This is a genomic window from Microcystis sp. M53603_WE2 (assembly GCF_030065435.1).
The window spans coordinates 1-4,703 of sequence record NZ_JASJFF010001000.1 but is presented as its reverse complement, the minus strand read 5'-3'; the positions used below and the strand labels follow the sequence as shown (position 1 = coordinate 4,703).

6 protein-coding genes are annotated in these 4,703 nt (G+C 43.4%); 4 read left to right on the top strand and 2 right to left on the bottom strand.

Annotated elements, in window-relative coordinates; translation table 11 throughout:
* Window positions 1-241, bottom strand: a 241-nt coding sequence (locus tag PX481_RS21195) for a glutathione S-transferase (RefSeq protein ID WP_288095832.1), incomplete at its 3' end; no start/stop codon positions are given.
* Window positions 242-901, bottom strand: a complete 660-nt coding sequence (locus PX481_RS21190) for a glutathione S-transferase family protein (protein ID WP_002758118.1) — start codon at window positions 899-901, stop codon at window positions 242-244. It lies immediately after the preceding gene.
* 139 nt (window positions 902-1,040) lie between these two features.
* On the opposite strand from PX481_RS21190, the gene lepB reads away from it, so the two are divergent.
* From lepB to PX481_RS21170, 4 genes are all read left to right on the top strand, one after another.
* A complete protein-coding gene (gene lepB / locus PX481_RS21185) occupies window positions 1,041-2,138 on the top strand; it encodes a signal peptidase I (protein WP_288095830.1) in 1,098 nt (365 codons plus the stop codon).
* Between the two features lie 188 nt (window positions 2,139-2,326).
* Window positions 2,327-2,902 carry a hypothetical protein gene (locus PX481_RS21180; RefSeq protein ID WP_288023234.1) on the top strand — a complete coding sequence of 192 codons (576 nt, stop codon included), beginning with the start codon at window positions 2,327-2,329 and terminating at the stop codon, window positions 2,900-2,902.
* 6 nt (window positions 2,903-2,908) lie between these two features.
* On the top strand, window positions 2,909-3,277 hold the full coding sequence (locus tag PX481_RS21175) for a DUF1818 family protein (protein WP_002758115.1): 369 nt from the start codon (window positions 2,909-2,911) through the stop codon (window positions 3,275-3,277).
* 65 nt (window positions 3,278-3,342) lie between these two features.
* On the top strand, window positions 3,343-4,413 hold the full coding sequence (locus tag PX481_RS21170) for a YheT family hydrolase (protein ID WP_288095828.1): 1,071 nt from the start codon (window positions 3,343-3,345) through the stop codon (window positions 4,411-4,413).
* The last annotated feature ends 290 nt before the right edge of the window (window positions 4,414-4,703 follow it).

Genomic DNA, 4,703 nt, shown 5'->3' with positions numbered 1-4,703 from the left:
TTAATTGTCGAATCTTGGGATTAATTTGGGGGGGATAAATGCTGGTGGCTAATTGTTCTTCTAGTAAGGCATATTCTGCCGCAGTTAGGGGTTGATTATCAAGGGGCGAGCGAGCCGAAGTGATAATTTCTGCTCGTAAAACTTCTTCGGGAATATCTTCAGGAGAGGGCAAAGCAAGGGCTTTTAGGGGCGATAAGAAACCGATCGAGATGAGAATAATAATTTTGGTCGTTCGCTGCATTTAATTTAAACCGGGGGGCAATTTTTCCCGACACTGTTGATGAATTTCCCCGATTCTAGCAAACAACCAGGGATATTTTTGACGATAACTGGGAATTAGAGCCAGAGGACTGAGTAGGGCAGTGGCGGCAATATCGGCTACACTTAATTTATCCGCCACCAAATAGGGCTGATTTTGCCAATATTCTAGAATCTTGAGGGCATTTTCTAGTCGCTCCTCCGCTAGTTTTACCCTGGCTGGGGTGATTTTATATTGTTGTCGCACGATATTAATAATTATTTGACTACTCAGGGAAGGATCGATCGCTTTTCCCTCTCCGGCGCGATAATTATAATAGACAAATCTCGTCGCTACTCCAATACTTTCATCTAACCAATCCTCTAGTAACCAAGCTTGATTTTTCTCCTTTTCCCCAGCGGGAATAAAAGAGGGGAAAGGAACTACTTTTTCTAAATATTTTAAAATGGCGGTAGAATCGGCAATAATCTCATCTGCTGCCATTAAAACGGGGACAGTGGTTAACCCTTTGGTTAGAGGCCTGAGTTTGAGAATATGTAGTCCGGGGGTGAGATTTTCTACTTGGTAATCAATCCCCTTATAACCTAGAGCTAAACGAGCTTTGCGACAGTAATGAGAGGTGCTAAATTGAAGTAAAAGCATTAAGTTTTGTTGGTTGCTATAATAGTTATCAGTTACCAGTTATCAGTTATCAGACTTGGGTTTTAAGTTAACTGTTCACTGTTTACTGTTTACTGTTTACTGATCACTCTGTTTACTGAATTGGCAATAGGTCTATACTATGAGCAAACCCTCCCTTTTTTCTGCTGTTTCTCGTCCTTATGCGACTAATTCACAAGCAAAAGATCCCTGGTTAGCGGTCAATCTCTCGATGTTTTTCCCCGGTTTGGGACAATGGTATGCTAACAAAAACCAAAAAGCAACCATTTTGGCAATCGCTCAAGTAATATTAATAATTGTGACAATTTGGTCAATTTTTAGCCACAATGGCCCTGTAAGCTGGGGATTAGGGGGAATAGTTGCTCTGGTTATCGTTTACATTAGCAATATTTTTGACGCTCACTGGACTGTTTATTATTCCAGACAGAATAACAGCTTAGAGAAAATTCCCCGCCAACAAAAAAACCCATGGTTTGCCGTCTTCGCTAACCGGATTATACCGGGGTTAGGGCAATTGTACGCCGATAAGGTGATCTTAGGGATAATTTTTCTGACTATATCCCTGATTACCCTGAAAATAGATGATTTTTTGGACAATATCCTCTTTCTTACCCCTTTAATTACAGCAATCGCTGTTTATCATGTTTACCACACTTTCCCCGATCAATTTCATCCCCATCGTCACACCTATCGTTCCATTTTGGCGCTGATGGTGGCAGCAATTTTTACTTGGGGAATTATCTGTAATTATTTTCCCGATTGGTTACATCAAAGAATAGAATTTTTCGAGATTCCGAGCGAATCCATGCTGCCTACCCTCGCAGTAGGTGATCGCATTTTCGTCAGTCAATCCAGTAATTATCAAGCGAAAAGAGGCGATATAATTGTTTTTAGAACTCCCGAAAAAATTCAGCAACTAGAGCCTAATTCGGGAGATTTTTTTATCAAACGAGTCATCGCTATTTCTGGGGATACCATTGAAATCCGCAGGGGTAAAGTTTATCTCAACTGGCAAGTTATCGAGGAACCCTACACCGCCGAGTTAGCCAATTATGAAATAGAATTTATGACTGTACCCCCAAAAACCCTGTTTGTTTTGGGAGATAATCGTAACCATAGTTTTGATTCCCATGCTTGGGGTTTTTTGCCAGAAAGTTATATCGTTGGTCAAGCCTATAAAGTTTACTGGCCTCTCGATCGTGTCCAGTCTTTGCTATGATGGGGATGACTAAGCTGTTGACTATCTGAATTACTCGTTAAGACTTCATGGGAGCAGGGAGAGGGGGGTTGAGCATTTGTCCTAAAGTTTACAATACGCAGTTTAAATGCAGTACAGCATCCCTTGAATTGTTACTGAAAAATTACCACTGGTGCTAGATAATTAACTTCAATCTTTTCTTGATTAATATGCTGTTAAAATTCCCTCAAAAGCTGAAAATTAAGCAAATAATATTATTAGTATTCTGGCTAGGAATAGGGATATTTTTCTGGTGGTTATCGTGGCAATCCCCCGGGATGAGCCAAATTCAACGACCCGAAACAGTTGCTCAACAAATTTATCAAGCAATGCCAGATTTACCGAAAGAAAACAACTATAACCGTCGAGATACAGGGGCGATCGATCCGAATAATACTTTAATAAGTCGCTTTCTTCGTTATCATCAAGATACAAAAAAAAGGTTTACTCTCATCCGTTTTGATTGGCAATTAACCCTAGGGGATTATCTAGGAGTGAACGAGAAAATCAGCGAAGAAAACTATCCCGGACAAGCAACCCTTACGGTTAATCCCATGGCTGCCGATATCAAAGCGATTAACAGTCTTAATCGTCGTCAAAGGCAGCAGTTAGTCACCCTTCTAGTCGAAATTTATAACCCCGCCATTCTCCCCCAAGAAACCCCCAATCCTAGCCCTTCTCCCAGTCCTTCTCCCCGTCGTCCATCTTTATCAAAACCGGGAGATGCCGACCTATTAAAATTCTAGAAAATTATGGAAAAAATTCTCAAATATGGTTCAGGTTGGCGACTCGGTTGGGATCCTAAGGCAGCCATTTATAAAGGATTAATTGGTGGCGATGATTGGGCGATCGAATTGACCGAGGCCGAGTGGCAAGATTTGCGTCGGTTACTATCACAATTGACCGCAACTATGGCGGCCATGGCCACAGAATTAATGGATGAAGAAAGTATTGCTTGTGAAGCGGAAAGCGAGCTTTTATGGTTAGAAGCGGCAGGATTTCCCGATAATTATTCCCTGCGATTTATTCTCTATCAAGGTCGCGGTTGTGAGGGCAATTGGTCGGCCACTGCCCTGCCAGAGTTGCTCGCCGCTTGGGACAATTTGCTTTACAATTTTTAAGAAAGCGGTGGGCATAAGTTAATTTTTGTCTCCCCCTCTTGACTTTTTGAATCCCCTGTGCTGCCATGATTGCCCATCCGAGGACGAGGACCGATAATCTCACCTACACTCCGCCCCCATTGCTGAAAAACGGTTTTGCCATGACTCTCTATGTGTCCCTAAAAGCGCGAGAAACCTGGCAAAATACGATCGCTATTCCCGAACCAGTCTATCAAGAAACCATTTTCACCGGGGCCAATGCCGTCCCCATCTACGGGATTGTTTCCATTCCCCCGCAAGCGAAAGGAACAATTATCGGCACCTACGGCATCACGGGAGACTTAGATAATCAATGGTTTTTAAGGATTTTAGGCAGAAAAGCCGTAGCAAGAAACTACGCAGTCGTCCTCTTCGATTGGCGGGCCCACGGTAAGACAGCCGAATTATCCCCGACTCTCACCTCCGATGGCATCTATGAAGGGCTAGATTTCCTTCATATTGCCGCCCAAGCCCAAAAAATGGGCTGTCCTGCTCCTTTTTGGTTCACGGGTTACTCTCTGGGGGGACAATTGGCCCTCTGGGGAATTAAATCGGCAGAGAATCAGGAAGATATGGGGATCGATCCCGTCGATATCGGTGGTGGTGCGGTAATTTGTCCTAATTTAGACTCTAATCGTTCTTTATCCTATCTCGTCCGGGATCCCTGGGGGAAACATTTGGAAAAAGCGATCGCCAGGGAATTACGCAAGTTAGCCAAACGCATCCATCAAGCTCATCCCGATCATATCGATCCCCAAGCAATTACTCGCGCCACCACGATTGCCGGATTTGATCGAGAATTAGTGATTAAAAAGCTAGGATTTGAGACAGTTTTTGACTATTATGCCGCTAGTAGTCCCTTGCCCTTTCAACCCTATTTAACTAAACCCACTTTTATCCTCTACGCGGCCGATGATCCCCTCTTTTCCCCCGCAGTTATTCCCGATCTGCAAGCAGCGATCGCCGATAATCCCCACGTGGATCTACTCTTAACCAACTATGGCGGTCATGTGGGTTATATCAGCAGTTTATCCTGTCAGCGTCAGTGGGGCGATAGCGATCGCTGGTGGGCATGGAATCGGGTTTTAGACTGGTTTGACCAAAAAACTGGCAAATAATCCTAAATCCGTTGAGTATAGGTTACATATCACGATAGGCACTCATGCAAGAGGGGGAATAAATAATCAGTTTTTAATAACCAGATTTAGTATAGGGTTGGCTGAATAAATCTAAAAACCTTGTTGTATAAGACTTTTAGACTTTTTTCCCATCAAAAAGTGCCAGACATTGGGGTGATCGGGGGGGAAATTTAGGCACTTTTTCCCGGAAAATTAGGTAATTGACCCCCTGAAAATGGGTAAAGCCCCACACCCCACACCCCACACCCCACACCCCACACCCCACACCC